This window comes from Afipia sp. GW822-FHT04G07, from assembly GCF_058800765.1.
In genome coordinates this window covers 433,089-459,763 of sequence record NZ_JBXAMP010000002.1, presented here as the reverse complement: position 1 = coordinate 459,763, position 26,675 = coordinate 433,089, and the positions used below count along the sequence as shown (strand labels likewise).

Annotated in this window: 26 protein-coding genes; 14 read left to right on the top strand and 12 right to left on the bottom strand. The window is 61.6% G+C overall.

The features are described 5' to 3' along the window. Positions 1-22: 22 nt before the first annotated feature. The 4 genes from AC1RKJ_RS21785 to AC1RKJ_RS21770 all read right to left on the bottom strand — a co-directional run bounded on the left by AC1RKJ_RS21785 (position 23) and on the right by AC1RKJ_RS21770 (position 3,996). Positions 23-1,183 carry an acyl-CoA dehydrogenase family protein gene (locus AC1RKJ_RS21785; protein ID WP_492793207.1) on the bottom strand — a complete coding sequence of 387 codons (1,161 nt, stop codon included), beginning with the start codon at positions 1,181-1,183 and terminating at the stop codon, positions 23-25. A 27-nt stretch (positions 1,184-1,210) separates the two neighbouring features. Then, positions 1,211-2,269 (bottom strand): acyl-CoA dehydrogenase family protein, encoded by a 1,059-nt coding sequence (locus AC1RKJ_RS21780; protein ID WP_492793206.1) that lies wholly within the window; start codon positions 2,267-2,269, stop codon positions 1,211-1,213. 105 nt (positions 2,270-2,374) lie between these two features. Then, positions 2,375-2,815: a PAS domain-containing protein gene (locus tag AC1RKJ_RS21775; protein ID WP_492793205.1), complete on the bottom strand. Its 441-nt coding sequence runs from the start codon at positions 2,813-2,815 to the stop codon at positions 2,375-2,377. A gap of 281 nt (positions 2,816-3,096) precedes the next feature. Continuing rightward, a complete protein-coding gene (locus tag AC1RKJ_RS21770) occupies positions 3,097-3,996 on the bottom strand; it encodes a LysR family transcriptional regulator (protein WP_492793204.1) in 900 nt (299 codons plus the stop codon). Between the two features lie 323 nt (positions 3,997-4,319). On the opposite strand from AC1RKJ_RS21770, the gene AC1RKJ_RS21765 reads away from it, so the two are divergent. Next, on the top strand, positions 4,320-5,750 hold the full coding sequence (locus AC1RKJ_RS21765) for an aldehyde dehydrogenase family protein (RefSeq protein ID WP_492793203.1): 1,431 nt from the start codon (positions 4,320-4,322) through the stop codon (positions 5,748-5,750). A 91-nt stretch (positions 5,751-5,841) separates the two neighbouring features. Here the strand turns inward: AC1RKJ_RS21765 and AC1RKJ_RS21760 are convergent, their stop codons facing one another. After that, entirely contained in the window at positions 5,842-8,676 is a 2,835-nt protein-coding gene (locus AC1RKJ_RS21760) for a bifunctional transaldolase/phosoglucose isomerase (RefSeq protein WP_492793202.1), read from the bottom strand. A gap of 365 nt (positions 8,677-9,041) precedes the next feature. On the opposite strand from AC1RKJ_RS21760, the gene AC1RKJ_RS21755 reads away from it, so the two are divergent. The 3 genes from AC1RKJ_RS21755 to AC1RKJ_RS21745 all read left to right on the top strand — a co-directional run bounded on the left by AC1RKJ_RS21755 (position 9,042) and on the right by AC1RKJ_RS21745 (position 11,119). Further along, positions 9,042-10,097 (top strand): YeeE/YedE family protein, encoded by a 1,056-nt coding sequence (locus AC1RKJ_RS21755; RefSeq protein ID WP_492793201.1) that lies wholly within the window; start codon positions 9,042-9,044, stop codon positions 10,095-10,097. 81 nt (positions 10,098-10,178) lie between these two features. Continuing rightward, the gene (locus AC1RKJ_RS21750) at positions 10,179-10,652 is read left to right on the top strand and encodes a DsrE family protein (protein ID WP_492793200.1); all 474 of its coding nucleotides are present in this window, start codon (positions 10,179-10,181) and stop codon (positions 10,650-10,652) included. A gap of 14 nt (positions 10,653-10,666) precedes the next feature. Continuing rightward, entirely contained in the window at positions 10,667-11,119 is a 453-nt protein-coding gene (locus AC1RKJ_RS21745; RefSeq protein ID WP_492793199.1) for a DsrE family protein, read from the top strand. A gap of 1 nt (position 11,120) precedes the next feature. Here the strand turns inward: AC1RKJ_RS21745 and AC1RKJ_RS21740 are convergent, their stop codons facing one another. From AC1RKJ_RS21740 to AC1RKJ_RS21730, 3 genes are all read right to left on the bottom strand, one after another. Beyond that, complete coding sequence (locus AC1RKJ_RS21740; protein ID WP_492793198.1) at positions 11,121-12,230, bottom strand: YeeE/YedE family protein; 1,110 nt, start codon at positions 12,228-12,230, stop codon at positions 11,121-11,123. Between the two features lie 71 nt (positions 12,231-12,301). Further along, complete coding sequence (locus AC1RKJ_RS21735) at positions 12,302-12,679, bottom strand: ArsR/SmtB family transcription factor (protein WP_492793197.1); 378 nt, start codon at positions 12,677-12,679, stop codon at positions 12,302-12,304. A gap of 39 nt (positions 12,680-12,718) precedes the next feature. Beyond that, positions 12,719-13,123 carry a thioredoxin fold domain-containing protein gene (locus AC1RKJ_RS21730; RefSeq protein ID WP_492793196.1) on the bottom strand — a complete coding sequence of 135 codons (405 nt, stop codon included), beginning with the start codon at positions 13,121-13,123 and terminating at the stop codon, positions 12,719-12,721. Positions 13,124-13,163: 40 nt separating this feature from the next. Here AC1RKJ_RS21730 and AC1RKJ_RS21725 point away from each other — a divergent pair, with 40 nt between their 5' ends. Both AC1RKJ_RS21725 and AC1RKJ_RS21720 read left to right on the top strand, forming a co-directional pair. Then, entirely contained in the window at positions 13,164-13,907 is a 744-nt protein-coding gene (locus AC1RKJ_RS21725; RefSeq protein WP_492793195.1) for a cytochrome c biogenesis CcdA family protein, read from the top strand. Positions 13,908-13,953: 46 nt separating this feature from the next. Next, positions 13,954-14,505, top strand: a complete 552-nt coding sequence (locus AC1RKJ_RS21720) for a SoxW family protein (protein WP_492793259.1) — start codon at positions 13,954-13,956, stop codon at positions 14,503-14,505. A gap of 696 nt (positions 14,506-15,201) precedes the next feature. Here the strand turns inward: AC1RKJ_RS21720 and AC1RKJ_RS21715 are convergent. The 3 genes from AC1RKJ_RS21715 to soxA are packed head-to-tail and all read right to left on the bottom strand — an operon-like array spanning position 15,202 to position 17,200. Further along, positions 15,202-15,699, bottom strand: coding sequence for a GlcG/HbpS family heme-binding protein (locus tag AC1RKJ_RS21715; protein ID WP_492793194.1), 498 nt, complete (start codon positions 15,697-15,699; stop codon positions 15,202-15,204). Positions 15,700-15,728: 29 nt separating this feature from the next. Continuing rightward, on the bottom strand, positions 15,729-16,361 hold the full coding sequence (soxX, locus tag AC1RKJ_RS21710; RefSeq protein ID WP_492793193.1) for a sulfur oxidation c-type cytochrome SoxX: 633 nt from the start codon (positions 16,359-16,361) through the stop codon (positions 15,729-15,731). A 14-nt stretch (positions 16,362-16,375) separates the two neighbouring features. Continuing rightward, positions 16,376-17,200, bottom strand: a complete 825-nt coding sequence (soxA, locus tag AC1RKJ_RS21705) for a sulfur oxidation c-type cytochrome SoxA (RefSeq protein WP_492793192.1) — start codon at positions 17,198-17,200, stop codon at positions 16,376-16,378. Positions 17,201-17,376: 176 nt separating this feature from the next. Here soxA and soxY point away from each other — a divergent pair, with 176 nt between their 5' ends. The 8 genes from soxY (at position 17,377) to AC1RKJ_RS21665 (ending at position 24,184) form a co-directional block, all read left to right on the top strand. Next, the gene (soxY, locus tag AC1RKJ_RS21700) at positions 17,377-17,841 is read left to right on the top strand and encodes a thiosulfate oxidation carrier protein SoxY (protein WP_492793191.1); all 465 of its coding nucleotides are present in this window, start codon (positions 17,377-17,379) and stop codon (positions 17,839-17,841) included. Between the two features lie 48 nt (positions 17,842-17,889). After that, positions 17,890-18,219: a thiosulfate oxidation carrier complex protein SoxZ gene (soxZ, locus tag AC1RKJ_RS21695; RefSeq protein WP_492793190.1), complete on the top strand. Its 330-nt coding sequence runs from the start codon at positions 17,890-17,892 to the stop codon at positions 18,217-18,219. A gap of 76 nt (positions 18,220-18,295) precedes the next feature. Next, complete coding sequence (gene soxB, locus AC1RKJ_RS21690; RefSeq protein WP_492793189.1) at positions 18,296-19,993, top strand: thiosulfohydrolase SoxB; 1,698 nt, start codon at positions 18,296-18,298, stop codon at positions 19,991-19,993. Positions 19,994-20,068: 75 nt separating this feature from the next. After that, positions 20,069-21,346, top strand: a complete 1,278-nt coding sequence (gene soxC, locus AC1RKJ_RS21685; protein WP_492793188.1) for a sulfite dehydrogenase — start codon at positions 20,069-20,071, stop codon at positions 21,344-21,346. Further along, positions 21,330-22,034: a c-type cytochrome gene (locus AC1RKJ_RS21680; RefSeq protein WP_492793187.1), complete on the top strand. Its 705-nt coding sequence runs from the start codon at positions 21,330-21,332 to the stop codon at positions 22,032-22,034. The genes soxC and AC1RKJ_RS21680 overlap by 17 nt, the downstream gene beginning before the upstream one ends. Next, positions 22,034-22,351, top strand: coding sequence for a c-type cytochrome (locus tag AC1RKJ_RS21675; protein WP_492793186.1), 318 nt, complete (start codon positions 22,034-22,036; stop codon positions 22,349-22,351). Before AC1RKJ_RS21680 ends, AC1RKJ_RS21675 begins: the two co-directional genes overlap by 1 nt. A 45-nt stretch (positions 22,352-22,396) precedes the next feature. Next, on the top strand, positions 22,397-23,671 hold the full coding sequence (locus AC1RKJ_RS21670) for an FCSD flavin-binding domain-containing protein (protein WP_492793185.1): 1,275 nt from the start codon (positions 22,397-22,399) through the stop codon (positions 23,669-23,671). A gap of 114 nt (positions 23,672-23,785) precedes the next feature. Next, entirely contained in the window at positions 23,786-24,184 is a 399-nt protein-coding gene (locus AC1RKJ_RS21665; RefSeq protein ID WP_492793184.1) for a c-type cytochrome, read from the top strand. 147 nt (positions 24,185-24,331) lie between these two features. Here the strand turns inward: AC1RKJ_RS21665 and metE are convergent, their stop codons facing one another. Then, on the bottom strand, positions 24,332-26,674 hold the full coding sequence (gene metE, locus AC1RKJ_RS21660) for a 5-methyltetrahydropteroyltriglutamate--homocysteine S-methyltransferase (protein WP_492793183.1): 2,343 nt from the start codon (positions 26,672-26,674) through the stop codon (positions 24,332-24,334). Position 26,675: the final 1 nt, after the last annotated feature.

Here is a 26,675-nt window from a genome sequence, read left to right as displayed (position 1 = left end):
TAATCCTTTATAGTCAGGTGATTTAGCGCAGTCCGAGTCCGCGCGCGATGATGCCGCGCAGCACTTCCGTCGTGCCACCCTGGATCGTTAGCTTCGGCGCGATCTTGATGGCGAATGCCAACTGCTCTTCCAGCGTGTGGTGGTTGGAGGCATCCATGTCGACGAAAGCGGCGAGATCGCGCACGCGATGCGGCAGCTGCTGCTCCCAGAGAGTGCCGATGTCCTTGACGATGGACGCTTCTACGACCGGTTCCTTGCCCGCCTGTAACATGCCCGCGACCGACACTGACATGCGGCGCATGGTATGGAGCTGTGCGACCAGCCGGCCGATGCCTTCCGCGCCGCGCGTGTCCGGGTTCGGTCCCAGCGCGCGTACCAGCTCGGTCAGCACATAATAGGTTTCGAGAAAGCGTTCCGGCCCGCTGCGCTCATAGGCCAGTTCGCTGGTCGCCTGCTTCCATGCGCCGTCGATTTCACCCAGCACATGGTCGTCCGGCATGAAGGCGTCTTGAAACACGACTTCGTTGAATTCTTTCAGCCCGCTGATCTGCGCGATCGGATTGACGGTGATGCCCGGCGTCTTCATGTCGACAAGGAACTGCGTCAGACCGTGACGGCGGTTTTCCTTGGTCGGCGGCGAGGTGCGGAAAATCGCGAGCATGTAGTCGGCCATATGCGCTGACGTCGTCCATATCTTGGTGCCGTTGATGAGCCAGCCGCCGTCGGTCTTGGTGGCTTTCGTCTTGGCCGCGAACAGATCCGAGCCGGAGTTCGGTTCGCTCATGCCGATCGCGAAGCAGACTTCGCCGCGGCAGATGCGCGGCACGATATCCATCTTGATCCGCTCATTGGCGTATTTCAGCAGCACGGGTCCGCTCTGGCGGTCGGCCACGAAGAACCGGCGCGTCGGTGCATTGGCGACGCGCATCTCCTCGGTGACCACATAGCGCTCCAGAAAGGTGCGCTCGTGCCCGCCGTATTTCTTGGGCCACGTCATTCCGATCCAGCCTCGTTGACCCACGCGGTGGCTGAATTCGGGAATGTCGACGTCCTCGCGCTGAGGTTCGTGCGGGTTGAAAGTTCCAGCCGCGATTTCCTCAGCGAGAAATGCGCGCACCTCGTGCCGCAAGGTCTCGCATTCTTCGGGCAAGCGGATCTGATCGAAACGAAGCGCTGCGGTCATCGTGCTGTCCTGAACTCGTCTCGTGTTCTATCTCGAGGCAACCAGCGGCCACAACTCGTCTGCGCCGCGGGCGGCGACGAACTTGCCAAGCTCCGTTGCCCAATAGGTTTCGTGGCCGAAGTCGTCACGCCATCCCAGCGCGCGCAGCGTGTAGCGATGCAGGATATGCTCCATGGAAAAGCCGATGGCGCCATGCACCTGATGCGCGATAGCGGCGCCTTTCTCGGCTGCTTCCGCGCAACGGACCTTTGCGGAGGCGACTTCCAGAAACACCGCATCGTCGAACGATGCGCTGGTCGCAACGGCGTCGGCTGCCGATCCTGCGGCGGCGACTGCGGCGGCGACTTCGCCGGCCAATCTTGCGAGATTGTGCTGAACCGCCTGAAATTTTGAAATTTGCTTCTCGAAAGCAACGCGCTCGTTCGAGTAACGCACGGTCACGTCCAGCATGGTTTCCAGCGCACCTGCAATCTGCAGGCTGCGCAGGGTCGCGCCCATCAGCATCAGCGAAACCGGCGTTGTTCCGGACGGCGCGGGCTTTGCGGAAACAGCTCTGGTGTTGTTGAAGGTGACAGTGTCGGACGCATCGCTGCCGAGGCTTTCTCCAGTCTCAATACGGCACGCGGAGGCTTCGACCAGAGCAATCGTGAAACCCTGTGCGCCGGATGCGATCACCGCGATATGTTCGGCCTCGGATGCAAACGGAACGCCGCGCACCCGTCCGCTGAGCGTACCGTCGGCATTGACCTTAACGCGGTCCTGCGGACGCGCCGGTACAACGGTCATCTTGCCAGAAGGTGAGGGAAGTCCCGCTTGCGCCAGCAGCCAGCCCGCAAGCATTGTTTCGACCAGCGGAATTGAAACCGCAAACCGTCCTGCTGAACTCGCGACACTGAACCCATCGGCAAGGCCCGCGCCGGAGCCGTCGCAGTCTTCCGGCACCCACGACAACGGCAAGCCCGCATCGGCAAGTGCGGTCCAGAGCGGTGTTTTCCAACTGTCGTCGGTGGCGCTGTTGATGCGCTGCGCGTCTGCCAGATCGGTAAGGATACGCTCGGCCGTCTCCGCGACGATGTTATCGGTCAAGCTGCAATACCTTTGAATGACGTTGTTCGGAACGCTATCCCTTCGTTCCGAAGCATGTCAAATCAGATCAGGCTTCCGGAAATGTCGCAGCGAGGCGCGTTCAGTTCAAACGCCCGGGAGCGTGCGCTGAAGTTCCGCAACCTGACGCCTCAACGCGAGTTTCTCCTGAAAACTCCTGGTGACGTCGCGAAGGATGGCGGCGGTGCCGGCGGGCAGGCCGCGCTCGTCCCGCAGCATGACGATCGTGAATTCGACGGAGATGCGCTGACCGGTTTTTGTCAGGGCCGGTACCGAAAGCAGATCACCTTCGCCGTAGCGGCTTTGGCCGGTCGCCATCGCGTGCCTGTAACCCGCCCCGTGGCGGGCCCTTAGATTTTCCGGAATGATGAAGTCCAGAGACTGGCCGACGGCTTCGCCGGCGGAGAAACCGAATATCCGGACGGCTCCGGGATTCCAGAAGGTGACCACGCTGTCACGGTCAGTTGCGATGATGGCGTCCGACGCCGATGTCAGCAACGCATCTGCAAGACCGACGGGACTTGTCATATCTTCTGGTCCCGTTCGTTATCGGGAACAGAAGGGCGCGCCGTATCGTTGTCAGCCGGTCCGGTGCAGGACGACTCGGAGTCGCGCGGCCAACATGCAGAGGCAGTGTATTTCCGGATTTTCCCCGCGAGATCGGTCTCTTGTCCGGACGCTGTTCGATACATGGCGATTCCCTGTTTTTCGCGGCGGCGTGAAAGCTATCCTCCCGCGGACAGCTCGACTGACAAGCGATAAATACCGGCCGGTCATATCGAAAAACCGAATGGGTCGGATTGCGCCGCTTAACGCCTTGCCCGGGCCGTCCGCTTGACCGGCTTTGCTGCGGCGCTTTTTTTCGTGGCGGATGCCGCCAGACGATGCATCAGTACCACGGCGTCCCGGATCACATCGCGCCCGCTATCGACAGGATAGACGACATAGGCCGGCATTGAGAATTCGGGCGCGCCGGCAACGATATGCAATCGTTTCGTGGCCAGATGAGGAAGCACGATCCGCATCGGGAAATAGCCCGATCCACCGGCTTTTAGCAGGTACTGAAGCCCCAGCCATCCGACGTTTGCTGTTAGCGCCGGTCCGCCGAAACTCGGGAAGTAAGCGCTGTGGCGCGCATAGAACTCGGGGCCCCAGTCGACATAAATATATCCGGCCTGAGGTGCTGGCGCGCTTTTCGCGTTCGTCGACACCATCACGAGACGTTCCTCGAACAATTGCTCGACCTTCAGGCCCGGGCGGCTTTGCGGCGTATACATGACGCCGATGTCCATCCGGCCTTCAATGAGACCTTGCATGATGTCGGGTTCAAGACCGGTCTCGGCCAGAATGGAAATCGTGGGCGTGGCCTTCTGCATCAGCGGCAACCAATCCAGCAGAAACTCTTCCCACAATCCGACACGGCCGCCGACCACGAGCGTACCGCTGAAGCCTTCCGGAATGCCGACGTCGTGACGCGCCTGCGCCACGGTCCGGACCAGCGCTGTCGCGTGTTTCTGAAACTGATAACCGGGGGCGGTGAGCGTTGTGCCGGCCTTGTTGCGAACGAACAGAATGCACCCGAGCAGCTCTTCGAGCGTATGGATTCGCGTGCTGACGGTGGACTGGCTGACGTGAAGCCTCTCCGCGGCGCTGATGAAGTTTCCCGCCTCGACGACGGTGAGAAAAGTTCTCGCCAGTTCGGTGTCCATCGGCTGTCCGTTCATATTCGGAAAGTCGATATTAAGCGCCCATACTCCGTGATTGTCAAAAGGATTGGAGCGCGCCAAAATGCCTCCGGCGCGGCATGTCACGATCTGCCGGTCGTGCTTCGCAAAATGCCGGAAAAGGTGCTCGCATATCTCTCATGCATTGCACCCGGATGTGCGGATAAACCATCGAGGATGGGTCTTTCGCTCTCGCTGCAAGAGCGATACGATCACGGCATATCGGCGATGGCCGATACATCGAATTACCGATCGTATGATCGATTCATCCATATGTACGCAAGAAAGCGGCAGTTAAGGGAAACGCCATGACCAATCGTATGCAGTTCTACATCGACGGCGCCTGGGTTGACCCCGCGGTCAAGAAGTCCATTCCGGTTGTCAATCCGGCGACGGAAGAAGCGATTTACGAAATTGCGGTTGGATCGAAAGCCGACGTGGACAAGGCCGTTGCAGCCGCCCGCCGCGCCTTCGAGACGTTCTCGGTGACCACCCGCGAAGAGCGCGTTGCGCTGCTCGAAAAGATCATCGCCGTCTACAAGACCCGCATGAAGGACATCGGCGCTGCCGTTTCCGACGAGATGGGCGCGCCGCTGCCCATGGCAGAGAAGATGCAGGCCGGCGCCGGTCTCGGCCATCTCGCATCGACGCTCGATGTTCTCAAGAACTACGAATTCGAGGAAACCGTCGGCTCGGCGGTCGTCGTGCGCGAACCCGTCGGCGTTGTCGGCATGATCACGCCGTGGAACTGGCCGCTCAACCAGATCGCCTGCAAGGTGGCGCCTGCGATTGCGGCAGGCTGCACGATGATCCTGAAGCCGTCGGAATACACACCGTCGTCCGCCCTGATCTTCGCGGAAATTCTCCATGAAGCGGGAGTGCCGAAGGGCGTGTTCAATCTGATCAACGGCCTCGGCCCAGATGTCGGTGTCGCGATGAGCGAGCATCCCGGGATCGACATGATCTCGTTCACCGGTTCGACCCGCGCCGGCATCGACGTCGCCAAGCGCGCCGCGAACACCGTGAAGCGCGTCAGTCAGGAACTTGGCGGCAAGTCGCCCAACGTCATTCTCGACGACGCCGACTTTACCAAGGCGGTGACTGGCGGCGTGATGCACATGTTCAACAACTCCGGTCAGTCCTGCAACGCGCCCTCGCGCATGATCGTGCCGCAGGCGAAGATCAAGGAAATCGCGGCGATCGCCAAGGCCGTCGCCGACAAGACCAAGGCGGGCGATCCGCGGGCTGAAGGCACCACCATCGGTCCGGTTGTGAACCGCACGCAGTGGGACAAGATTCAAGGATTGATCCAGAAGGGCATCGACGAAGGCGCGACATTGGTCGCCGGCGGCGTTGGCCTTCCGGAGGGCGTCAACAAGGGCTTCTATGTTCGCCCGACGGTGTTCTCGGACGTGACTGACAAAATGACCATCGCCAACGAGGAAATCTTCGGACCGGTGCTGGTCATCATGGGAGCGAAGGACGAAGCGGATGCGGTGAAGATCGCCAACGACACGCCTTACGGTCTCGCGGGCTATGTTTCGGCCGGCACAGTTGAGCGTGCGCGCAAGGTTGGTCGCCAGATTCGCGCCGGCAACGTCAATCTCAATGGCGTTCCCAATGACCGCACGGCGCCTTTCGGCGGCTACAAGCAGTCGGGCAACGGCCGCGAATGGGGCAAGTTCGGCCTTGAGGAATATCTCGAGGTGAAGGCCATCGCGGGCTTCAACGCCGCCTGAGACGAGCCGATTCAGCTTTAATTTTGCCGGCGTGGGCTTTGCTCACGCCGGCATTTTTATGGGCATCTGCAAGGTGGATGCGCTGACGCGTTTAAGCCAATGCGCCCTGGACCGCACCAGCGATCACCGCGAGGCCCTTGGCGATATCCCCCTTGATGTGGAGCCGCAGGATACGCCGTCCGCGTTCCGCGAGAACGTCGAAATCGCCACGGGCCTGCGCCGCCTCGATTACACCGAAGCTGATGGGCTGGCCGGGGACGTCGAGATCGGCGGCGTTGTCCGACGTGATCTGGAGAAATACACCGGTGTTCGGCCCGCCCTTGTAAGCCTGGCCGGTGGAATGCAGAAAACGCGGGCCAAACCCGACACAGGTGGCGACCCGTCTGCCGTCCCGGATCGCCATGCGGATGGTCTGCATGGCCGCGATGTTGGCCTCGTCGCGGTCGAGATAGGCGAGGGCAGCGACATAATCGCCGGGCGCGATGCGGGCGAGATGCGCCTTCAGCCATGACGGAAGGTCGCTTCCAGCGCCTGCCTTGCGCAGTGCATCGGCGTTCGCCTTGTCCGTAAAGATCGCAATTGCTCCGTCCGTCGCAACGGCGGTCTCGTCGGGCAACGTGCCGGATTTCTCGAACGCGGACGTCAACTCGCGGGTCTTGATCTTCGCGGCTTCGACGTCGGGCTGGTCGAACGGATTGATCCCCATGACGGCGCCCGTCACCGCCGTTGCAATTTCGAAGCGGAAAAATTCCTGCCCGATATGCGCCGGGCTGGTCACTTCGATACGGATGACGGGATGGCCGGCAGCGTCCAGTGCTGCGAGCGCTGTCTCGCGTACGTTGTCGGTATCGTCTGTCAGACGCAGGTCGATGAACACGCGATCCTTGCCATAGACGTCGGGCTTGCCGAGGGCTTCCCCTTCGAGCGGAATGAGCGCCTTGCCGTTCTTGCCGGTGGATTCCGCGATGAGCTGCTCGGCCCACGCGCCGAAGTCCGCGATGCGTTTCGATCCGGTCAGTGTGAGTTTGTCGCGGCCATGCTTCGCGGCGGCGGCAAGCGCCAGCCCGAGTTGCACGCCGGGATTTTCCGCCGGCGGAACATCGGGACCGCAGGAGCGAACCATCGCCGCCGTGTGGCCGAGAAACTCCGCGATGTCGATTCCGGCTGCTGCCGCAGGCACGAGGCCGAACGGAGAGAGGACCGAATACCGGCCGCCGATGGTCGGCTCGCCATGGAAAATCTGCGCAAAGCCGCGCGCGATTGCGACTTTTTCCAGCGATGAACCGGGATCTGTCACAGCGACGAAGCGTTCGTTTGCCTTTGCGCCGGCGCGAACGAAGAAATACTCCATCAGCGCGTTGGGCTCGGTGGTGCCGCCGGATTTGCTCGACACGATGAACAGCGTCTTGTCGAGCTTGATGTCAGCTTCGGTCCGGCGCACCTGTGCGGGATCGGTTGAGTCCACGATGCGCAGCTTCGGAAAGCCTGCGGTCTGACCGTAGGTTTCCGCGAGCACTTCCGGCCCGAGGCTTGAGCCGCCCATGCCGAGCACGACGACATCGGTGAAGTTCTTGCTCTTCACCCATCCGGAAAACGCGACATAACGCGCAATCTCGTTCTGCTCGCGGGCGACCACATCCAGCCACCCGAGCCATTTGCTTTCGTCTTTGCCGGTCCAGACCGACGCATCGCGATACCACAAGGCACGGATGGTGCCCTTCGCCCGCCAGCTCTCCGCGAGCGCCTTGGCGTCTTTTTCGATTTCCGCGCCGAGCTTGATGGCCTGCGCATCGATACGTGTGCCGAGAATCGTCGCGCGCTTGTGCGCAACAGCGCCGAGCAGCTTGTCGGCAGCCTCGGCGAACAATTGCACGCCGTCATCGACCAGCGCTTCGGTGACTGCATCCAGCGAGATACCGGTTTTCGCAAGTTCGGCGAGGACACGCTCGGCGTCCGCAACATTTTGCTCGAGGCTGTCGCGCGGCTTGCCGTGATCGCGAAACGCATCGAGCGTCGCGGGCGGCACGGTGTTGACCGTGTCGCGGCCGATCAGTTCCTCGACGTAAAGAACATCGCTGTAAGCCTTGTTCTTGGTGCCTGTGCTGGCCCAAAGCAGCCGCTGCACCTGCGCGCCCTTGGCCGCCAGCTTTTTCCAGCGCTCGCTGGCGATGACCTTCTTGTAGTGCTGGTAGGCGAGCTTTGCGTTGGCGATCGCCACCTTGCCCTTCAACGCTTCGAGCTGCACTTTCTCGTCGCCACTTGCGGCCGCGATCTTGCCGTCCAGTTGATTGTCGACCGCAACATCGATCCGGCTGACGAAGAAGCTTGCGACGCTGGCGATGCGCTTCGGGTCACCGCCGCCCGCGACGAAAGCTTCGAGGCCGGCGATGTAGGCTTCGAGCACTTCCGCGTACATCTTCTGCGAGAACAGCAGCGTGACGTTGATGCTGATGCCCTGCGCAATGAGTTCGCGGATCGCCGGCACACCCTCGCGCGTGCCCGGAACCTTCACCATGAGGTTGTCGCGGCCGACATCTTTCCATAGCCGCTGCGCCTCGGCGATGGTGCCCGCCGTGTCGCGCGCCAGATAGGGGGATACCTCGAGGCTGACATAGCCGTCCGTGCCTTGAAGTTCGTCGTAGACCGATCGAAGTGCATCCGCCGCGCGCTGGATGTCTTCCACGGCAAGGGCTTCATAAAGGTCGCCCACCGGCCGGTCGCGTTCTTTCAGCAGCACCGACACAGCGCTGTCGTATTCGTCGCTGCCGCCGATGGCCTTCTCGAAAATCGAGGGATTGGAGGTGACGCCGCGCACGCCGTCCTGATCGACCAGCGCCCTCAAATCGCCATTGGCGATGAACCCGCGTGCGAGGAAATCGAGCCAGATCGCCTGACCGTGATTTGTAAGAGTTTTGACTGGGTTCATGAGTTCTCTGGTGGATTTTGGCGAGGCGGGAAGGTGAGACGTTGTCAGACGTAAAGCCAAACCTTGTCAAAAGGTTCTTTTGAGGCCGGGCAGCTCAAAACGGACTGAATGAAGCGCCCCGACCTGCGCTGTGGAACGGCCTCCGGAGGTAATTATAGAGAGTGCCTCCAGCAGCCCGATTTTTCGTGGGAACCGTGGAGAAGGATTTCCGCCTGCGGCCTCCCAGAATAGGAGGACTCTCTCCATTTCGGGTCGGCCGGGCAACATTATCCTTAGTTTTTCAACGATATAGACCCCCGGCATACGGGCGAATAGATGTTGGTGGATTTCAAGACGTTATCGACAAAGCTCAAGGAACCTTCGCCATGCCCGGCATCCCCGTTTCCGCTGGCTTCCTGATCGGCCTCGCCTTTGGCGTGGTCGGTCTGCTCAGTGGCTTTTGCCTGATGAGCAGCCTGCGGGACTGGTGGACGGCCAATGACGGCCGCAAGGTCCGCAGCTACGCAGTCGCACTGGCTGTCGCGATTCTCGGCACGCAGTTCATTGCGGGCGCCGGCATCGTGGACATCGCCAAGTCGCTCTATTTGCAGCCTTCGTTCTCCGCGCCGCTGATTTTTGCTGGCGGCTTGCTGTTCGGCTTCGGCATGGTGCTGTCCAACGGCTGCGCCTCGCGCGCGCTGGTTCTTCTCGGAAAAGGCAATCTCCGTTCGCTGGTCGTGATCGCGATCATCGGCATCGCCGCGCAGATGACCCTGAAGGGTCTGATCGCGCCGGCTCGTTTGGCATTCCTTCAGGCGACGCAAACGACGCCGGCCGCTGTCTCTGCGCCCGCGCTGCTGGCCACCATGGGCATCGATGAATTCGTGGCCCGTATCGCCGTCACGCTGCTTGCCAGCGGCGCGCTGTTGATCTTTGCGTTCTCCGATCGGCAGTTCCGCCGTTCGTATGGTCAGATCGCAGCCGGGTTCGCAGTCGGTGGTCTGGTCGTGGCCGGCTGGCTCACGACGGGCTGGATCGGCGCCGACGAATTCAATCCGATTCCTGTGACGTCGCTCAGCTTCGTCTCGCCGATCGCCGATGCGCTGCAATACACGATGCTCTCGACCGGGCTGACGCTGAACTTCGGTATCGCGCTGGTTGCCGGCGTGCTCACCGGCAGTCTGCTGACGGCCGTTCTCACGGGGCGTTTCAAGCTCGAAGGCTACACGTCGCCGAACCACATGGTGCGTTCGATTTCCGGCGCGTTGCTGATGGGCGCCGGCGGCGCAATGGCCTATGGCTGCTCCATTGGCCAGGGTTTGACCGGTCTTTCCACGCTGGGAATGCCCTCGTTTATCGCAGCCGCCGGAATTCTGTCGGGCGCGGCGCTCGGCATTCGCGGCGCCGTCGTTATCCCGGCGCTCGCGACGCGCGCTCACTAGAACGTTTGCAGTAAACATCTTGTCGTTCTGAGGACGCTGCGGCATCCTCCCGCCGCGTTGTCGGCCGGGAGAACACGCCATATGAATCGCCGCGAATTGTTTCGCTCCATTGCGCTTGTCGCGGTCGCATCTGCTGCCGCCCGTCCGGCGCGCGCGCAAACCAAGGCCGCGGAACGCAAGCCAACCAGCGACAAGCCCTTCGCCGAGCATTTCATTGCACTGCAACTCTCTGACGCCGATCCGAAAAAGCAGCGGCTGGTGCTCAGCGTCGCCAGCAACCTTCAGAAAGCCTACGGTCAGGACAAGGTCGCCATCGAAGTGGTGACGTTCGGGCCGGGTATCGATTTGTTGCGCGACACCAATGAAAACCGGCAACTGGTCGACAGCCTTGTCAAGCAGGGCGTGCGCTTCGACGTCTGCGGCAACACGCTGGATACAATCGAGCGCGAAACCGGACAGCGGCCGAAAATCAATCCGCATGCCATCGAAGTTCAGGTTGGCGTCGGCCAATTGCTGACTTTGAGTGAAAGCGGGTATACCGTCGTTCGTCCTTGATATGGAGATTTGAGATGAGATTATTTTGTGGTGCGATTGCCGCCGCGCTGATGCTGGCCTTGACCGCTTCTGCCGGCTTTGCCGCCGACAAGAAGGAGCACCGCGTCTCCATTCAGGTCGATCAGAACGATCCGGCGGTGATGAACCTCGCTCTCAACAACGTCAACAACATCATCGAGCAGTACAAGTCGAAGGGCGAGACGGTCCAGATCGAACTGGTCACTTACGGCCCGGGTTTGCACATGCTGCGCTCGGACACCTCGCCGGTGCAGGACCGTATCAAGCAAGCTGTGGACGCGAGCTTTCCTTCAAGCGTCAAGTTCATCGCCTGCGGCAATACCAAGGACGGCATGGAAAAGCGCGAGGGCAAGCCCGTCAGCCTTATTTCTCAGGCGGAGCTTACGCCGTCGGGCGCGGTGCGCCTGATCGAATTGCAGGAGCAGGGCTGGAGCTACCTGCGGCCCTGATTCACTCCGCAGGTCCGCTTCTGCCGAGCAGGTTCGCCCAGCGGCGCTGAAGGATGTCGCGCGGCGAGCCATCGACCAGGATGGCAATGCCGAGCCGTGCGCCGAGAATCATGCCGCCGACCGCGAGCGGCGCCGACAGCGCCAGCATCGATCCCGCCGTCAGTCCCTGACCGATGGTGCAGCCGCCGGTGAGAATGCCGCCGACACCCATCAACGCCGCGCCGGAGAGATGACGGCGCATCTCGTGATCGTCGTCGAACGCTTCCCAGCGCAATTCGGCGGCGCGCCATGCGGCCAAACCCGATCCGGCGATGACGCCAAACACGCTGCCGACGCCGAAGTCAGCGAAGTTGGTCACATTCAAAAGGCCCGCATAAAGCGCCTTGCCCACTGTCGAGACGAACGTCAGGCTTTGCGGACGCTGCGGCCCGGCGAAGTCGTCGGTTAATGCGACGGTGGCAATCCATCCCGCGACGATCATGAGGCCGAGGACGATGCCCGCCGAAACCATTCGCGGCGCGCGCCTCAACCGGATGTCGCTGAGCGCCAGCCAGCACAGGACGGCTCCTGCGATGATCGCGATGACAATCCGCGTATCTATACCCAGCATCAGCGACGACAGCGACGCGATGTCGGAACGCGCGCCGTCCGGCATCGGAAGCGACAGCGATTCCATGAAGTCGATCCGGAAACCGGCAAGTATGCCGCGCAGCGTGGCGAAGGCCGCGGCGCCCAGAACCAGAACGACGACGAGGCCGCGCAGGTCGCCGGCGCCGAGCCGCACCAGCGAACCGAAGCCGCAGGTGCCGACCATCGCCATGCCGATGCCGAACATGACGCTGCCGACCGCGATCGCGACCAGAGGCAGCGCGGACGGCGTGTAGGTGACGAGCGCAGGATCGAGAAAGCCGCCGGCGATCAGCGCCTGCGTTCCGAGAATGGCAATGCCGAGCGCAAGCCCGAACACGCGCAGCCGCCGGCTGTCGCCGCCCATCAGCGCATCCTCGATCGCGCCGAATGTGCACAGCCGCGCGTGGCGCACGGCAAAGCCCGCGGCTGCTCCAATGGCGAAGCCGGCGAGTGCTTGCATCCAGGCAGACATATTCTGCATGGCGTTTCTCCCAGTCGGCATGGAGCTTGGCCGTGCGGGCCGCTCCACATCCGCCTGCCGCTGCGGCAGGATTATTTCTTTGCCGTCGTCTCCACGGGCGAGCAGAAAATATCGTAGACCACCGAGATCACCCGGCGCACATCGTCATTGGCGATGCTGTAGTAGATCGTCTTGCCGTCGCGCCGCGTATCCACCATGCCGTCGTAACGCAGCCGCGCGAGCTGCTGCGACACCGCTGACTGTCGCAGCGAAAGAATATTCTCAAGCTCCGTGACCGAACGCTCGCGCTCGGCCAGCAGGCACAGCAGCAGCAGCCGGTTTTCATGCGAGAGCGCTTTGAGAAAATTGCTGGCCTTTCTCGCCTTGCGCATCAGCTGATCGAGTTCGGGCGAGTACTCCGCGCCGTCGCGAAGCTCGGTTTCCAGTTCGGATGGAAGGATCGATGTCATGGCTGCGGCTTGTCTTTCAAACGGTGAACTCACAATCGGTCAGATTCGATTCGGCTCCGATGGCCGTGCAAGTTTGGCGGCAAGAGAATCCAGCAAACCCCAGAATGCGTCGTCGCTGCTGTAGCCGGTGATGCGTCCGATTTCGCGGCCGTTGTCCACCACCACGAACGTCGGCGTGTAACGCACAGGCGAGGCGAGGGTGACGCCGCTCATTTTCTGGTTTTGTATGTCGACGCGCCGCAGCGGAAGCGCCTTGGCTTCGTCGGTCTTGCCATAGAGCGCGCCGACATCGCGATCCCATCGCTGGCAAAAGACGCAACCGGCCTGCTCGAACATCAGCAGTTCGGACGCGGAGGCCAGTGCGGGCCAAAGGTTGCTTGCCGCGACCGCGATGGCTGCCAGAACGAAGGTTTTTGTACGCGATCCAGGGAACATGTGATACATATACACGAATTCGCATATATCTGCTAGAGCCGGAAATCTCGTGGTTTCTTCCATTTCTTTCATAGGTGCGCTGGGGGCGGGGCTGCTGTCGTTCCTGTCGCCCTGCGTCTTGCCGCTGGTGCCGCCGTATCTCTGTTTTCTGGCCGGCATCAGCCTCGACGACCTGACAAAGGATGATGCCGCGCGCGGCTGGCGGCCGAACTGGCGCGTGGTCGCACTGTCTTTCGCATTCGTGCTCGGCTTTGCCACGGTGTTCATCGCGCTCGGCGCGTCGGCGTCGGCGATCGGCAAGACCATCACCGCCTGGTTCGAGACGCTCGCCATTGTCGCCGGCGTTGTCATCATCATCCTCGGCCTGCATTTCCTCGGGTTGTTCAGGATCGGGCTGCTGTTTCGCGAAGCGCGATTTCAGACCGCATCGAAGCCGGCGGGATTTCTCGGCGCCTATGTCGTGGGCCTTGCTTTCGCATTCGGCTGGACGCCCTGCGTCGGGCCGGTGCTGGCCGCCATTCTCGTGGTCGCGGGTGTCGAGGGATCGGCGGCGCGGGGCGCGTTGCTGCTCGGAGCCTATGCGCTCGGGATCGGCATTCCCTTCATGCTGGCCTCGCTTTTTTCCGGCCCGTTCGTGAGGCTGATGGCGCGGCTGCGCGGCCACATGGGGACTATCGAAAAGGTGATCGGCGGCGCTCTTGTGCTGACGGGTGTGCTGTTTTTGACTGGCGGAATGCCGCGCATCGCCGGTTGGCTGCTGGAAACGTTTCCGGTGTTCGGATCGATCGGTTGAACGGGAGGTTCTCTTGCAAAAGCAATTGCTGACAAGACGGCGGGCGATGGCAGCGCTTGGCGCGGGCGTTCTCGCTATGCGTGTTGCGCCGGCGGCGGCGAGCAAGCCGATCCTCGGTGACGACGGCATCTACCATATGGACTGGTATCTGGAGAGCTTCCTCGATCTCTCCGAAGATCTCGCGGGGGCGACCGCGAAGGGCAAGCGCTTCGCGATCATGTGGGGCCTGAAGGGCTGCCCGGCCTGCAAGCGGATGCACGAAGTGCATATGATCGACCCGAAGATCGAAAGCTACATTCGCGACAACTTCGAGATTCTCCATCTCAACCATATCGGCGCGCGCGAGGTGACGGATTTCGACGGACGCAAGCGCGGTGAGAAGGCGTTCGGCGAGGCTTACGGCGTTCGCTTCACGCCGACCATCCAGTTTTTTCCGGAGTCCACGGCCGGTCTTGCGGCGAAGCAAGGTCAGGCGCGGGAAGTTGTGCGCATGCCGGGACTGCTTGAGCCGACAGAATTTCTCGCGATGTTTCGTTATGTCCGCGAGAAGGGCTACGAGTCCGCACCGTTTCCGGAATGGCTGAAGCGGCAGGCTTAATTCTCGATTCAATTTTCAAACAGCCACGTCAGTTTGTTCTCGCGCCACGCGCGAGTTAGGCTTTTGGTTCTGCCTCTCAAAACCAATGAGGGGCATGGAGCGCCGTAAAGCGCACCTTTGTCTTGTTTCGCTGCCGGCACCGCGTGCGAAGCGGCGTGTCTCCGGAAGCGCATCGCCTCACGGCGCTCCATTGCGGCGATTTTGGGCGAGAGGACCGTACTTCCGGGACAGGACGGACGCGGTGCGTCTTTATCCGGCGGGATTTCTCCGCCTTCATCCTGTCCGCGTCCAGCCGCGAACGGCAGAGCCCCATAGTGAGCCCGGACGGTGACCCCAGCCTCCCGAGCGTGTGTTTGCGAAACACACGTGCAGGCGCCGCATCCTGCTCCGCTCTCAAGACGCCTCTAGAAAGCGCCCCTCACGAACAGGACGTGCTGAACATAAGCGGGGTTCAGAGCGCGGGGATTTGTGTCCCCATCACGAAATGTTTCGAGGGTGCGATCGCTCAATATTTTCGTCGTCATTCCGTGGCGCGCATCTTCGCGCGAACCCGGAATCCAGAACTATTTCTAAGTTTCTTGAAGGATGGATTCCGGGCCTGCGCCAAGAGGCACATCCCGGAATGACAGGGTGGGAAATCGCTGCGCTCCAACCGACTGCCGGGACGACATCGAATGTTTAGCGAGCATCGCGCCCCTAGAAATCCAGCTTGTCCTTGATCGCGGCGATGCCTGCCTTGGCGCAGGCTTCGTCCGCATCGCCGCCGGGCGCGCCGGAGACGCCGATGCCGCCGAGCAGCGCGCCGCCCGCTTCAATCATCAAGCCGCCGCCGATGACCACGACGTTCGGCAGATTGCGCAGACCCTGCATTGCAGGTGTCTGGGTTGCGGCGTTCAGTTCGGTGGTGCTGCTGCGAAAACTCACGGCAGTCCATGCCTTGCCCGTTGCGGTGGGCGGCGTATGCGCGCCCGCAAAACGATCCCGCAGCATCACCTGCGGTGCGCCGAAGCGATCGACGACCGCGACCGCCACCTGAAACCCGCGCTTCTGGCAATCGGCGAGCGCACCCCGCGCGGCTTCCAGCGCAAGGTCCGGTGTCAGCGACTTGTAGGTCACGGTCGTTTCCTGCGCGAACACCGGCGATGACGCGAGGGCGCACATCGCCGATGCGGTCAGCAAACTTTTCAAAGTCATATCTAGCTCCGCGTGATCGAAGGCCGAGCTTACTTGTTGATCGGCGATTCCGGATCGAACAGGAACGCAACGAGATCCTTGATCTGCTGTTCGTCGAGCACCTTGTTCGCGCCGAAGCGCGGCATGTTGGAGCACGCAAACACCGCCTGCGAATCGAAGATCTTGGTGAAGGCGGCCTTGGCTTCGTCGGGCGCGAACTTGCGGTCCTTGCCGTAGTTGGTGAGGCTCGGACCGAGCGTGCCGAAGGAGACTTCCTTCTGCTCCATCTGGTGGCAGGCGTAGCAGTTGCCGCCCGCGACGGTGCCCGGTGGATCGGAGAATTGTCCGCCGCGTCCGTTGTTGGCGATCTTCGCGCCGGACTTCCAGTCGCCGAGGAGTTTTCCGTCGGCGGGATAGACGACGCGGGCGAGTTCACGCTTCGTGATCGCGTCGGCTTCGGCCGGCGGCACGTTGTTGTGATACTTGTTGCAGGTCTTCAGCGTCTCGTCCGGGACGATACGTTCCTGCCATTCCGGCGGCGCCTTGCCGAAGGTCGACTTCACATAGGCGTCCACGATGGCAGGGTCGGCGGCCTTCGGCGCGGTCTGCGCCGACGCCGAAAAGGGAAGGGCAACGAGGCCAGTGGCGAGAGCCAGCGCGGCGATTTTCAATGATGATGTCATGATGCGCTCCTCTCTCAACGCTTGATCGACGGGACGTTGATTTCGCCGCCCGCTGCCTGCTTCTGAAGGAAGACGGTCAGCGCGGTCAGCGCATCGGTGCCGTATTCCGGAACAGGCCAGCGCTGCTGGCGGTAACAATCCCACAAACGATGCTGCATGGTTCGCAGCGCGCCCTGCGACACGCGGTAGGTCGGCCAGCCACCCATGGTTTCCTGAGCCTGCTTGCCGGGCTTTGACAGGTCCGGCAATCCCTGCAGCCTGATGCGCTTGCCTTCCTCGGCATGACACGTCGCGCAGGAGAAATCGTTCACGCCGCCGCGCCGATAGAACAGCGCTTCGCCGACCGCGGCCATTTCCTGCTCTTTCGGATGGGCGAGTGGAATATCGATTTTCATGCCGCTGGATTTGTTGGCGATGTAGGCGACAAGGTCTTCCATGTCGGACGCGCGGCCGGGGCCGGAGAACCGGCGCGTGACCACGTCCTTGGTGTCGAGACCCTGAATGTTCGTCATGCACCACAGCAGGCGCTGCTCCAGGTCCATGACCTTGTCTGAATCCTTGAAATAGCGCGGCAGCTTGGCGAACGCGCCTTCCAGCTTGCCCGGACCCTGGCCGAGATCGCAGGTCTCAAGGGAGGCGTTCTTGTCGCCGCGCTTTTGGGCCCAGAGAACTTCGCCGCGATCAACGGCGAGAAAACCCGGATTGGACATGGGATCGGAAATCATCGCGCGGTAGCGCTCGATTTCCTTCTCGCTCGCGTCTTGCGCGCGAACGGCGGCGCTCGAGGCGCACAGAAGAATGGCAGCAGCGATTGCCGACCGGATTGCGGTCTGTCTCATCTTGTCCTCCCTCCGTCAGGCCGTCTTTGCGGCCTTTTCGATTCCCAGCCTAGATTATCTTTACATTCACAAAAAAGAATATAATGATGTGAGCGGATCATGATAGATCAAACTTGGCGTCGTCAAGCGATACTATCGTCAAGGGATGCAAAAGACTCCCGCAGGAGGAATTGTCGATGAATTTGAAGCCGGTTGAAACAACCCGTCGCGAAACGCTGACGCTTGCAGCCATCGCAGGGCTTGCGGCGTTGCTCGCACCGAAAATGTCGTTCGCTGACGAGAACGCGGTCGCAGCAGAGATCAAGAAACTGTACGGCGACAAGAAACTCGAGAGCGGCAAGATCAAGCTCGACGTGCCCGAGATCGCGGAGAACGGCCTTGTCGTTCCGATCAATGTGGAAGTCGAAAGCCCGATGACCGACGCCGATTACGTCAAGGCCGTGCATGTGTTCGCCGACGGCAATCCGCTTCCGGGCGTCGTCACCTACAAGTTCACGCCGGCTTGCGGCAAGGCTTCCGCATCGACCCGCATGCGCCTCGCGCAGACGCAGAACATCGTCTGCGTCGCGGAGATGTCGAACGGCAACCTGCACATGGCGAAAGCGAACATCAAGGTCACGATCGGCGGCTGCGGCGGCTGATCGGAACGGTTTCGGCAAGAAAAAACAATTCAGGCGAGGACTTCTCCCATGGCCACAGCACCCACACCACGCGTTCGCGTTCCGGCGACCGCCAAGCCCGGCGAAATGATCGAGATCAAGACGCTGATCTCGCACGAGATGGAATCCGGTCAGCGCAAGGACTCGTCCGGCAAGGTCGTGCCGCGGAAGATCATCAACAAGTTCTCGGCGACGTTCAACGGCAAGCCGGTGTTCGAGGCCGACTGGAATCCGGCGATCTCCGCCAATCCCTATCAGTCGTTCTTCTACAAGGCCGCCGAGACCGGCGAATTCACCTTCACGTGGAAGGATGACGACGGTTCGGAATACACCGCGAAGAACAAGATCACCGTCGGCTGATTCTTCGCGCGGGCCGTGATGCGCGCGCAAAACTTCTGAACATTTCCCTTCGCGTGAGGGGATCGAGGATGGTTCGATGATATCGAGGCGGGATTTCCTGCAGGCGACCGCGGCTGCGTCGGCGCTGACGATCGGGAGCGGGCTTGGTCCGCTCGGCCAGGTCGCGGCCCAGCAGCGTCTCACGCAAGCCGACATCACGCGCTTCGATCCGCTCGGCACGGTAACGATTCTCTACGTCGCGGATATTCATGCGCAGTTGATGCCGCTGTATTTCCGGGAGCCGTCGGTCAACCTCGGCGTCGGCGCGGATCGCGGACTTCCGCCGCATCTCACCGACGCGGAGTTTCGCAAGTATTTCAACGTCGCGACCGGATCGGCCGATGCCTATGCGCTGACGGCGGATGATTTCGTCTCATTGGCGCGCAACTACGGCCGCATGGGCGGCATGGACCGCGTCGCGGCGCTGATCGGCGCGGTGCGCGCGGAGCGCGGCGAGGACAAGGTGCTGCTGCTCGACGGCGGCGACACCTGGCAGGGTAGCTGGACCTCGTTGCAGACCAAGGCGCAGGACATGGTCGATGTCATGTCGGCGCTGAAAGTCGACGCCATGGTCGGGCACTGGGAGTTCACCTACGGCGCCGAGCGCGTCAAGGACATCGCGGACAAGGCACCGTTCGCGTTTCTCGCGCAGAACATTCGCGACAACGAATGGCAGGAGCCGGTGTTCGAGGCGCGCAAGATGTTCGAGCGCGGCGGCGCGAAGATCGCCGTGATCGGGCAGGCCCTGCCGCGCACGGCGGTGGCCAACCCGCGCTGGATGTTCCCGAAGTGGGAATTCGGCATTCGCGAAGAAGACATGCAGAAGCAGGTCGACGAGGCGCGCGCCGAGGGTGCGCAGATCGTTGTGCTGCTCTCGCATGACGGCTTCGACGTCGACCGCAAGCTCGCGGGCCGCGTCAAGGGCCTCGACGTGATCCTGACCGCGCACACCCACGATGCGATGCCGGGTCTGGTGCGTGTCGGCGATACGGTGCTGGTCGCGACCGGCTCGCACGGCAAGTTCGTCTCGCGCCTCGATATCGAGGTGAAGGACAAGAAGGTCGCCGGCGTTCGCTTCAAGCTGATGCCGGTGTTCTCCGATGCCATCAAGCCAGACGCGTCAATGACCGCGCTGGTTGAGAAGGTGAGGGCGCCGTTCGCCAAGGATCTGGCGCGCGTCATCGGCAAGACCGACTCGCTGCTGTACCGCCGCGGCAACTTCAACGGCACCTTCGACGATCTGATCTGCGACGCGATGCTGTCGGAACGCGACGTCGAGATCGCGCTGTCGCCGGGCTTCCGCTGGGGCGGCACGCTGATCCCGGGCGATTCGATCACTTGGGAAGACGTGACCAACGCCACCGCGATCACCTATCCGAACTGCTACCGCAACCAGATGACCGGCGCGCAGATGAAGGAAGTTCTGGAAGATGTCGCCGACAACATTTTCCATCCCGATCCTTATTTCCAGGGCGGCGGCGACATGGTCCGCATCGGCGGCATGGGCTACAGCATCGACGTTTCAAAACCGATGGGATCGCGCATTTCTGAATTGACGCATCTCAAGTCCGGCAAGCCGATCGAGGCGGCGAAGAGCTACACCGTCGCCGGCTGGGCCAGCATCAACGAGAACACGCAAGGTCCGCCGATCTGGGATGTGGTCGCAGCACATGTGGGCAAGCGTGGCACCGTGAAGGTCGAACCGAACACCGCTGTTAAAGTCTCCGGCGTCTGACGAGGCATATTCATGCGCGCCGTCATGACCAACATATTCACGTATCAGGATAAGTAGAGAGAAAAAAGGTGCCGCATGAGTGACAAGCCATCTGCGGAATTTCTCAACCGCCGAAAGTTTCTCGGCGCAGCAGGTCTGGCAGGCGCGGGCGCCGCGCTGTCAGCGCTGCCCGCCGTTGCGGAAAGCGCCAAGCCCGATCCGCTGATTACCGAAGTTCAGGACTGGCAGCGCTATCTCGGCGACGGCGTCGACAAAAAGCCTTACGGCGTGCCGTCGAAATTCGAGAAGAATGTGATCCGCCGCGACGTGTCGTGGCTGACGGCGTCGCCGGAATCGTCGGTGAATTTCACGCCGCTGCACGAGCTGGAAGGCATCATCACGCCGTCCGGGCTTTGCTTCGAGCGTCACCACAGCGGCGTGGCCGAGATCAATCCCGCCGACCATCGGCTGATGATCAACGGCCTGGTCGACAAGCCGCTGGTGTTCACGATGGACGACATCAAGCGGATGCCGCGTGTGAACAAGGTCTACTTCCTCGAATGCGCGGCGAATTCCGGCATGGAGTGGCGCGGTGCGCAGCTCAACGGCTGCCAGTTCACCCACGGCATGGTGCACAACGTGATGTACACCGGCGTGTCGTTGAAGACGCTGCTGGATGAGGCGGGCCTCAAGCCGAACGCGAAATGGCTGATGCTGGAGGGCGCGGATGCCGCCGGCATGAACCGCTCGCTGCCGGTGCAGAAAGCGCTGGACGATTGCCTGCTCGCGTTCGCGATGAACGGCGAAGCGTTGCGGCCCGAGCAGGGTTATCCGCTGCGCGCGGTGATCCCGGGATGGGAAGGCAATCTCTGGGTGAAGTGGATTCGTCGGATCGAGGCCGGCGACCAGCCATGGCAGACCCGCGAGGAGACCTCGAAATACACCGACCTTCTGGCCGACGGCCGTTCGCGCAAACATACTTTCGTGATGGATGCGAAATCGGTGGTGACCAATCCGTCGCCGCAGGCCCCGCTCAAGCACAAGGGCCGGAACGTGCTCAGCGGCGTCGCATGGTCCGGCCGCGGCACCATCAAGCGCGTCGATGTGACGATGGACGGCGGGCGCAACTGGCAAACCGCGCGTATCGACGGGCCGGTGCTGGATAAATCGATGGTGCGTTTTTATGTCGATTTCGACTGGAACGGTCAGGAGTTGATGATCCAGTCCCGTGCGATGGATTCGACCGGCTACGTTCAGCCGACCAAGGACGAACTGCGCAAGGTGCGTGGCGTCAACTCGATCTACCACAACAACGGCATTCAGACCTGGCTGGTGCGTTCAGGCGGGGAGACTGAAAATGTCGAGATCGGCTAAAATTCTTGGCGTTGTTCTGGTTTGCGGCGCGGCGCTCGCAGTTGCAAACCTGCAAGCCCCGGCGCAACAAATTGCCGCACAGGGAATGGCGAAGACCTCGCCTAAGCTCGGCCTTGGGCGCGTCGCGCTGCCCGAGGAAATCACCGCATGGGACACCGATGTGCGGCCGGACGGCAAAGGTCTTCCGGCTGGAAAAGGGACGGTGAAGCAGGGAGATGTGATCTTCCAGGCGCAATGCGCGTCCTGTCACGGCGAATTCGGCGAGGGCGCCGGCCGCTGGCCGGTGTTGTCCGGAGGCGCGGGAACGCTGAAGGCCGACCGGCCCGACAAGACCGTCGGCTCATTCTGGCCGGATCTGTCGACGGCGTTCGATTATATCAAGCGCGCGATGCCCTACGGCAATGCGCGGTCGCTGTCCGACGACGACACTTACGCGCTGATCGCCTATATTCTGTCGATGAACGATGTCATCAAGGACGAGAATTTCGAACTGAACGAGAAGAATTTCACGTCCATCAAGATGCCGAATGCGGGCGCTTTCTACGACGACGACCGCGAGACCGCAGAGAGGCAGTTCTGGAAAAAAGACCCGTGCATGAAGGATTGCCGCAGCGCCCCGAAAGTCATCGGCCGGGCGATTTCGGTGGACGTGACGCCCGACGGCAAGTCCGGGCCGAAGGTCGATTGATGAGATCGCCGCCGACAGCGACGGCGGCGTTTCTGATCCTGACGGTGGGTCTTGTTTCCGATGCCGCCGCGGGCGACCGCGAACTCGGGCAGTATCTGTCGACCGAATGCGTGACCTGTCATCGCGCATCGGGTCCCATTGCGCAGGGCATCCCAAAAATTACCGGATGGCCCGAGGACCAGTTCATCGCCGTGATGAATGCCTACAAGGAGAAGCAGCGGGACAACCCGGTGATGCAAACCATCGCCGGACGGCTTTCGGGAGATGAAATTGCTGCGTTGGCAACATTCTTTGGGAAGCTGTCACCGCCAAAATAATTCAACGACGTGTATGTTGCCGACCATCAACAGCGGGAGGGGACTATGAATTTCAATCGACGACAATTTCTCACCGGTACTGCGGTGCTGACCGGCACGACGGTGTTCGGCGCGCCTGCGGTCTTCGGACAGGCCAAGCCGCGCGTCGTGGTAATCGGCGGCGGAGCGGGCGGCGCGACGGCCGCGAAGTACATCGCCAAGGACAGCGCGGGCGCGATTGCCGTGACCCTGATCGAGCCGAACGCCAAATATCAGACCTGCTTCCACAGCAATCTCTATCTCGGCGGCGTCAGGGACTACGCCTCGATCACGCACGGTTATGCCGGACTTAAAAAGCACGGTGTCAGTCTGGTGGCGGACCGCGCCGCGAAGATCGACCGCGACAAGAAGGAAGTCATTCTCGCCGGCGGCAAGAAAATTCCTTACGATCGTCTGGTCGTTTCGCCGGGCATCGACCTGAAATACGATTCGGTTCCGGGCTGGTCGCAGGCGGCGGAAGAAAAGATGCCGCACGCCTGGAAGCCGGGCGCGCAGACGCTGCTGCTGAAGAAGCGGCTCGATGCCGTGCCGAACGGCGGCGTCATCGTGATGATCGCGCCACCGAATCCCTATCGCTGCCCGCCCGGTCCTTATGAGCGCGTGTCGATGATGGCGCACGCCTTGAAGAAAGCGAAGAAGGATCGCTGCAAGATTTTCGTGATTGATCCGAAGGAGAATTTCTCCAAGCAGGCATTGTTTCAGGAAGGCTGGGAGAAGCACTACAAGGGCTTGGTGGAATGGCTCGGTCCCAAGGTGCATGACGGCCTGAAGTCTGTCGATCCGAAAACCAACACCGTGGTGACCGGCTTCGAGACCTACAAGAACGCGGCGCTGGTCAACGTCATTCCGGCGCAGATGGCGGGTGCCATCGCGCGGGATGCGGGCCTCGCCAATGCCACCGGCTATTGCGCCATCGATCCGGCAAACATGAAGTCCGCGATCGATTCCAACATCTACATTCTCGGTGATGCCTCTATCGCGGGCGAAATGCCGAAATCGGCCTTCTCGGCCAACAGCCAGGCCAAGGTCGCCGCCATGATGATCCGTGGGGAGCTTGCATCCGCCAAGACGTTCCCGGCGCGTTACACCAACACCTGCTGGAGCATGATCGACACCGACGATTGCGTGAAGGTCGGCGGCGCTTATGAACCCAAGGACGGCAAGATCGGCGCATCCTCGACTTTCGTTTCCAAGACAGGCGAGACCGCGGAACTCCGCAAGGAGACGCAGCGGGAAAATATGGGCTGGTACGCCGGAATCACCGCCGACATATTTGCCTGAGACACCTGAAATAGTACTTAAATAGAGATACCCGCTGCTTCGGCAGCGGGTAAGATCGTCCCGCGTTATGCCCGCCTGCTTGCCAGCCTCCTATCCGTTCAAAGGTCCAGACAGATGATAACTCGTCCATTGTTCGCCGCCGTTTCTTTCGCTGCCATGATCTGCGCCACGATCCCTTCCGCCCACGCGCAGGACGTCGCCGCCGGCGAAAAGTCCTTCAACAAATGCCGCGCGTGTCATCAGGTCGGCGAAACCGCTAAGAACACCGTCGGCCCGGTGCTGAATGGATTGTTCGGGCGCAAGTCCGGAACGGTCGAAGGCTACAATTACTCCGACGCCAACAAGAATTCAGGCATCACGTGGGACGATGCGGTGTTCGCCGAGTACATCAAGGACCCGAAGGCCAAGATTCCCGGCACCAAGATGGCGTTCGCCGGCATCAAGAAGGACGATGAGATCAAGGATCTGACCGCGTTCCTCAAGCAGTTCGGTGCGGACGGCAAGAAGAAGTAAGCTGATTTTCAGCCGACTTGCCTCTCAACACGGTCAATCCGTCATCACCGGGCTTGACCCGGTGATCCAGGCCTTGTTTGCCATCGAAGCGAAGTCGTGGATGGCCGGGTCAAGCCCGGCCATGACGATTTGCGATAATGTCGTCCGCTAACCGTTCCGCGCCTGTCGCGCCGCTTCGACCAAGTTCGTGAGCGCCGATCTCACCTCGGGCCAGCCGCGTGTCTTGAGGCCGCAATCCGGATTGATCCAGATCTGCTCGGGCGACAGATTGCGGCGGGCTTTGCCGATCAGCTCCATCATCTCCGGCACCTCGGGCACGCGCGGCGAGTGGATATCGTAGACGCCAGGTCCGATCTCGTTCGGATACTTGTAGGTCACGAAGGCGTCGAGCAGTTCCATCTTCGAGCGCGACGTCTCGATCGAAATAACATCCGCGTCCATCGCGCCGATGGCGTCGATAATGTCGTTGAACTCGGCGTAGCACATGTGGGTGTGGATCTGCGTTTCATCCTTCACGCCCGCTTGCGAAATCCGGAAGCACTCCACCGCCCAGTCGAGATAGGCCTTCCAGTCGCCCTTGCGCAACGGGAGACCCTCGCGCAGCGCAGGCTCGTCGATCTGGATCACGCCGATGCCGGCGCGCTCGAGATCGGTCACCTCGTCGCGCAGCGCGAACGCGATCTGGCGGCAAACCTGATCTCGGCCGAGGTCGTCGCGCACGAACGACCATTGCAGCATGGTGACGGGGCCGGTCAGCATCCCCTTCATCGGCAGCGGTGTCAGCGATTGCGCGTAGGACGACCAGCCGACCGTCATCGGCTTCGGGCGCGAGACGTCGCCGAAGATGATCGGCGGACGGACATAGCGCGAGCCGTAGCTCTGCACCCAGCCGTGCCTGGTGAAGGCGTATCCGGACAGTTGTTCGCCGAAATACTGCACCATGTCGTTGCGCTCGAATTCACCGTGCACCAGCACGTCGATGCCGATGTCCTCCTGCCAGCGCACCGCTTTCTCGGTTTCCTTGCGCAGGAACGCATCGTACTCGGCGTCGCTGAGTTGGCCCTTGGCATGGGCGGCACGGGCCTTGCGCACCTCTTCGGTCTGCGGAAACGAGCCGATGGTCGTGGTCGGGAACGAGGGCAGGCCGAGCACCTTGCTCTGGAGTTTCTGCCGTGTGCCGAACGGGCTCTTGCGTTCGGACAGATCGCGTGCGGGGTTCGCGGCCCGCAAAATCACCGCCGGGTCGTGGATCTTCGGGGATGAGGCGCGCTTTTCCGCAGCGTCATCCGAAGCCGCGAACACATCCTTGGCGGCATCGCGTCCCGATGACAGCGCGCGGCTGAGCGCCGCCAATTCGCCCATCTTCTGCACCGAGAAGGCGAGCCATGTCTTCAGGTCGGAATCCAAGTCCGTTTCCTGATCGAGGTCGATCGGCACATGCAGCATCGAGCATGACGGTGCGATCTGGATGCGATCCGCGCCGCGCTTTGCGGCGATGTTCTCCAGTTGGCCGAAAATTTTCGACAGATCGCTGCGCCAGATATTGCGGCCATCGATCACGCCGAGCGACAGCACGAGGTCGGCGGGAGCCTGCTTCAGGGCCTGATCGATCTGCTTTGCGCCACGCACGAGATCGAGATGCAATCCCGACACCGGCAAGCTTAATGCCAGCGCTTCGTTGTCGCCGAGTTCACCGAAGTAGGCGGCCAGCATGATCTTGAGGCCCGGCACCTTCAGCGCGATTTCGCTGTACGCGGTCTTGAGCGCCGCTTTCTCTGCGGCATCGAGATCGAGTACGAGACACGGCTCGTCGATCTGCACCCAGTCCGCGCCTTCATTCGCGAGCCTGTTGAGCACATCGATGTAGACCGGCAGCAGCTTTGGCAGCAGCGACAGCCGGTTCTCACCCTTGCCGAGCTTGAGAAACGTAACCGGGCCGACCAGCACCGGCCGGGTCTGGATGCCGAGCGCTTTCGCTTCGCGGTATTCGTCGATCGCCTTGGTCGAGGCGAGGGCGAAGGTCTGATCCTTCGCGAACTCCGGCACCATGTAATGATAGTTGGTGTCGAACCATTTCGTCATTTCCTGCGCCGGAACGCCGTGACCATGGCCGTGATCGTGACCGTGCGCGCAGCCGTCGTAGTCTCCCACATCGTTCTGGCTGCCGCGCGCCATCGCGAAATACGTCGCCAGCGATACCGGGCCGCCGGTCCAGCCGTAGATCTTTGGAATCGCGCCGACCATCGCGCTGGTGTCGAGCACCTGATCGTAAAGCGAGAAATCGTTGGACGGGATGACGGTGACGCCGAGATCGCGCTGGCGCGTCCAGTTGTCGGCGCGAATTTTTGCGGCGATCTCCCGCAGCGCGGCTTCATCGATCTTGCCGGCCCAGAATTTTTCCAGCGCGATTTTCAGTTCGCGCCGTGGACCGATGCGCGGAACGCCCAGCGTGGCGACAGGAATAGACGATACGTAAGACAAACTCGACATC